4 protein-coding genes are annotated in these 5,760 nt (G+C 30.4%); all 4 read right to left on the reverse strand.

Features of this window, described 5'->3' with window-relative positions; genetic code table 11:
• Nucleotides 1-239 precede the first annotated feature (239 nt).
• The 4 genes from FYJ83_RS19110 to FYJ83_RS19125 all read right to left on the reverse strand — a co-directional run bounded on the left by FYJ83_RS19110 (nucleotide 240) and on the right by FYJ83_RS19125 (nucleotide 5,229).
• On the reverse strand, nucleotides 240-2,027 hold the full coding sequence (locus FYJ83_RS19110; protein WP_154443087.1) for a DUF262 domain-containing protein: 1,788 nt from the start codon (nucleotides 2,025-2,027) through the stop codon (nucleotides 240-242).
• Between the two features lie 584 nt (nucleotides 2,028-2,611).
• Complete coding sequence (locus FYJ83_RS19115) at nucleotides 2,612-3,088, reverse strand: pyridoxamine 5'-phosphate oxidase family protein (RefSeq protein ID WP_154443088.1); 477 nt, start codon at nucleotides 3,086-3,088, stop codon at nucleotides 2,612-2,614.
• A 95-nt stretch (nucleotides 3,089-3,183) separates the two neighbouring features.
• Nucleotides 3,184-4,164, reverse strand: a complete 981-nt coding sequence (locus FYJ83_RS19120) for a helix-turn-helix domain-containing protein (protein WP_154443089.1) — start codon at nucleotides 4,162-4,164, stop codon at nucleotides 3,184-3,186.
• Nucleotides 4,165-4,689: 525 nt separating this feature from the next.
• Nucleotides 4,690-5,229, reverse strand: a complete 540-nt coding sequence (locus FYJ83_RS19125; RefSeq protein ID WP_154443090.1) for a GNAT family N-acetyltransferase — start codon at nucleotides 5,227-5,229, stop codon at nucleotides 4,690-4,692.
• Between the last annotated feature and the right edge of the window lie 531 nt (nucleotides 5,230-5,760).

Below are 5,760 nucleotides of genomic sequence, written 5' to 3' on the forward strand. Positions count from 1 at the left end.
ACTAGAATACAGATGTTATCTTTTAGATTTAGTCGCATAGAATAAAATTACGCCAATCATAATTTAATGATTGGCGCACAAAGTTTTTTATTATTTCCACTGTCTACTTGACAGGGGCATGTTCATTCTAGGAATTATAAGGTTTATCTTTTATTTAAAGTTTATTGATTAAATAAACTCTAAGTTATTTTCTATAACTTTTTTAGCTGTATTTAAATATTAAAATATCTTTTTAGATTCTATAATTTATTAAAATCAATACCTTTTTTCTGCATTTTTTTAATAAGCTCTTGCTCCTCTTCAGTTAAATTTATAGTCCCCTTTTTATTATCATCTTGGGATAAAAAATTTTCTTCATTTAGTCCCCATGACTTCAATAATAAAATAAATTCATCTGCAATTCTAATATTTCTATCTCTAATCTCTTCTAAACCCCAATCATTATGATTTTGTGAAAGTTTAAGTAATATTTTCACTTTGGATTTGTTATAGCTTTCTTTCTTCTTTTGAAAATATCCATTACTTGCAATAATATTCAATTTCTTTTCAAAAGGTATTTTATTTCCTATATTTTCTATAGTTTTTATAACTTCTTCATCAGTATTATTTGGGAAATAACTGTTTTGCCATTTTGTAGGAAATATATGTTCTATTTCCCATCTTTCAGGAAGTAATTCATCTTGTTCTTCATAAGTTATGGCTTTTAAAATCATACGTACCGTATTTCTATGTGGTGTTTTCATATTTTCCCTTAATTCGTTCTCATTAATTCTTGAAAATTCAAACTTCGGCTTTGAAGATTTGATTATTTCTGAATTTAAATTTAAGATACTACCTTTTACTGCATTAATTGTAGGTGTAATGATATATTTAGCGGATAGTTCTGCAAATAATTTTCTTAAAAATTTTAAAAATATATATTCAAAATCTTCTTCTTCACTATATTTCAAATAATAAATTATAACTGGATACTTCCAAAATTCATTAGGATAAGACAATAATAAGTCAAGAGCCTGTTTTATTTCAATATTAGAAGACCAACTACATCCCTCAACTTCTATTCGATTATTAACTACTACCCATAATGTCATCATTTTTTCTATATTATCTAAAACCTCGTCTTTAAATAGCTGCTCAAAATTATTCCTGGAATAATACTTTCTCATACCTGGAGTAGTGGTTTTCCTATCATTTTCAAGGGCCCTCAAATAAAACATATAATAATAAAATAAGTTTTGAATATTTTCATTTGTATTAGCTGCTTCTTCATCTAGTGATTTCCATTTTTCAATAAATTCTGATTTATATTCTGGCTTCAAATTGTTATACATTTTTGCTTTAAAAATATCAGAATCAGATAATGCTAGTCCCCTATCATTTAATGTTGAAAAAATAGTAAGTGCAGTATCCTGTGAATCAGCAGTAATTGGTAGTAAAATTGCTTTATTTAAAATATTTCTGATAAACCAATAAAAAAGTTCTGGTTCACTGGTTGCATATTTTTCAATTAATTCTTTAAACAATTTATAATTTAGTGTATAATTATCATTGGTTTCTCCAGTTTTACCACTAGTTAGAATCTCCATAAATATTTTATTTCCCTCATCCTTCATTACTTTTGATTCTATCAATATTTTTTCAAAATCAACCTCTGCTGTTAATTCATCTTGTTGCCATAGTGCTGATTCAATTTGATTTTTAAAGTTCCTAACTTCTGGTGTTTCAGTCATTGAATTCAATTTTGCATATATAGCTCTAAGTAATAAAAATAGAGAAGTTATTCTTTGTTGTCCATCTATAATTTCTTGTTCACCATTTTCATTTTCATATGATACTATGGTTCCTAGAAAATAATTAGTTTCATTATCATTTTCAGTATATTCTATAAGATCATCAAATAACGTTTTAATTTCATCATCAGTCCACGCATAAGGCCGTTGGTATTCTGGAATAATGAATTTTTTCTTTTTTCCTGTCTCAAGTAATTCTTTAACACTCTTTTTATTAACTTCTATTGCAGTTGCCATCTTATACCTCATTCCTTATTAATATTATATTAAATTGAAACATTCTACCCCAACATAAATCAATTATTTGCTATAACAAATTCACTTTCTATACAGCTCATTTCCATAACCGTCATCTTCTCAATGTCTATAATTAAATTCTATCCTAGATACTTAATCTTTGCAACGATTAAGGCAATATTTTATTGTCAGATACTAATATAAGTAATACGAAAGATAATTCGTGACATGGATATAAATATTCAAAATGAGAACTATACCAACAATATTAGTAATTCCAATTCATAAAAAGATGCAAATTTTGTTTACTTATTAAACTAAATTTATAATAATGTCTGCAATAAATTTGACCTTGAAAAGGTAAATAATGCAATTAAAAAACTGACCCAATTGTTAAATAATAATTTATTAGGAAGAAGTTTAATATTTTTTTGAACCAAAATAGAGAAATAAGAATAAAAAAAACCTACTTATTGATTTTTATATAGTCAATTTTTTAGGTTTTTTTCTTTTTATATTACTTATCTTCTTTTAATTTAATATATGCTACCATTAATTGCCATATCCTTAAATGTCTTGCGCATTTATTTCGCTTCTTTCTTAGCAAAGTCAACTTTATAATGCCATTCACCGTATTTTTTGTCATTATCAGTTATGGTTCCTCCCGTAAGGGTGATACGCAGAACGATTGAGTCAGGATTGTCTTCGTCACCATGGGCATCGAACCATGTGAAGATTTTTTTCATCTTTGCTCTTATTTCCGTGTTTCTTTCGTCCTTTACCCAACCAAGATTTTCAGCAGTTCCTTGAGCAACAAACAAGTCTAATCCACAAATGGAAATCTCGTTATTTTTCTCAATTTCCAGCATTTTATTTTTATTAGCGTCTGTAGAAACATAAAACACGCCGTTTTCATAATAAGCGTCAACCATACGGACAGCAGGGCGAGGATTGCCGACGGTATTCGAGGACAATGCAATAGTTGCAAGAGCAATAATGTTATCCTTACCGTTTCCGCAGTATTCTTCCATAAGTTTCATTGCATTTTCATACTTGTTCATGATAATTCCTCCATCTTTTTTTATTTCCCTACGGCTTCTATCATACTTTGCATTTCTAAATTACTTAAATAATGCATTGAAAATTCCCTGTATTTTTATATTCCTTCTCTTAGCTTAATGGGAAAATATCTTTGCATTTGTTTATAGCCAAGTCCTTTTTCTATGTCTCTATAGGCAATATCTCTTCCATCTTCATACAAATAAGGCATATTGAACATAACATTGCGATCTTTGTCAAGTTCAAAATTTGTGCTTTCAACCCATCGCCGAACTTTATCTTCCACTTTGTGTATACTCTCGTTATCTTCGTCAATACTGACTGCCATGGCATATAAACCTCCTGGAAAATCGAACAATTTAAAAGGGCTTACATCTGCATTGGTAACACCATCTTTAACGGCACATATCCATTGGGCTTTATCATTTTCAGACAGCAAAAAATCAAAACAATCAAAAATCACACTTTTATACAAATGACAATACTGCCACAATTGGTACATATATCCCCCTTCTTTGAACATCTCCCCCCAAGGTTGACTTCCGCACGTTACCGCTTTAAATTCTGGTATCCTAACAACCATTATATCAGGAATTTTCTTATCTAATTTTTCCGTTATTTCAATCAAACGGTTTATATTGGAGGGTTTGCCGATATAGTTAACGCTTATCAACTGCATTTCAATGCCTTTAGCCTTGTTATATAGCAGTTTTATGTCGGAATTGTCTGCAAAGTTCACTCGTTCGATTTCCCGTATAAAATCCAGCACGATTTCTTTCAACTCATGCAAAAGCGCAACCTCGTCGTCTATGCTATGTACTTTTTTCCCCAACACTTCTAAAACTACATCGGAACTGGAAGTATTAAAAACACGTTGAATGTCTTTTATGCTGATATTCAGTTTACGTAATATAAGTATTTGTTCAAGTCGTCTAACAGCGTTTTCATCATACATCCTATATGCGTAGTCATCACTTCGGGTGCTGGACAGCAATCCCATGTCCTCATAATAACGCAGTGTACGGGCTGTAATGTCATATTTGCTTGATACATCTTTAATTTTGATTAAATTGTTCATTTGTTTCCACCTCTTTCTAAACTATCAGGGATAAACTTAGTATAAAGGATTCCCCAAAGGAAGAGTCAAGAGGGCAATCCTATTTTTATATAGAAAATATAAATTTTCTCTCTTTTTTGAGAAATGCCATAGTACCGTAGATAATATTTTCTATCTGCTACAAGGAGAATTTATCAACATTCTATGAAAATTATACTCAAAAAAAATCAAATAAACAATATCAATTTACCCCACAAATAAAAGCAACCCCTAGAAAACTATTATTTATCAGTTTTCTAGGGGTTTTGGATACTACTTCCACTCAATTTTCGAGATGGATGGTATAGCGCAATATCATTGATAATAAGGCATTTCAATGATCTATAAATTACTTAAAAAATAACAAAACAAGAAGTAAAGTGCACAAAAAGTGCAATTAGATATTCTTCTCATCTTAAAACTTCTATACTATCTCTATCCTAAGTATTTCTGATATTTATTTATTATTGTAAGAAAAAGCCTTTGAATTTTTTGCCATTGAATTGTCTATAATCCCAGTCTAACACCTACTTCTGCTCTCTCAATATCTTCTCTCTCTGGATCCCAGCTTTCACCGGTTTGTCCGTCCCATATTTCTCCTGTTTCTACAAACCCAACTGATGCATATAGGCCTCTAGCTGCTTCGTTAGTCTTCCAATAAGATAAATAAATAGCATCAGCTTTTCCTTGGGGAAATGAACGTAAAAATTCGATAACTTTTTGCATAGCCTGTTTGCCAAACCCTTTACCTTGATATTTATGATCTATCATAAAATGGTTTATTCCATAGGTAGCTTTGTCGCCAAATTCCTCAAATAAAAAGGTAGTTTCCGATAACTCAAAAAATCCCATATCCACTAACCCTACAACTTTATCATGATGATATATGGCAAAGGCCAGAGGAGGTTTCTCATTGTTGATTACTTTAACATAGGCCCAAGCTAGTCTATAAATATTAGAATCCACATAACCGTCTTGCCCACTTGCTACTTTAAGCTCCAATACTTCCCTTAAATTATCCTGAGTAATTTTGCGAAGTTCAATCATAATTGTTCCCTCATCTCTTTATTTTTTCTACTACATGACACGAGTATACCATATATTTCCACGATTAAGTATATTAACGAGCTCAAAAGTTAAAAAATCAGGGTTATTGAGAAGAAAATGACATGTGGGTGATGGCGTGGGTGGTGCTGGCAGTCAATAGCCCACGCCACCACCATAAAGTGCTTATTTTCTTCTTACTAGACTTGATATATAAAGCAACATCTCGAGAAAATTAAGTTAACAAAAATCGCTTCAAAGCTTGATATTACAATAATTTAAATACGGTGTTTAAAGAGAAAGCAAAAGCATTATGAAGAAATGCACTGGGATGTCACTAATAAATTAAATAACAACATCAAATTTAATCCACCAACCGAAAATTTAGACTTCTCACCAAAAGGTAGTGTAAAATAATCTGTGCTTTTACGAAATAAAATTCTCTTTTCTGGCAAGAATCAAAATATGATTTGAACCAGAAAGGAGAATTTTTTATGTCAACATTACCAAAAGAAGTTTTAAGAAATATGATTA

Source organism: Tissierella pigra (genome assembly GCF_009695605.1).
In the GTDB taxonomy this organism is placed as follows: Bacteria; Bacillota; Clostridia; order Tissierellales; family Tissierellaceae; genus Tissierella; species Tissierella pigra.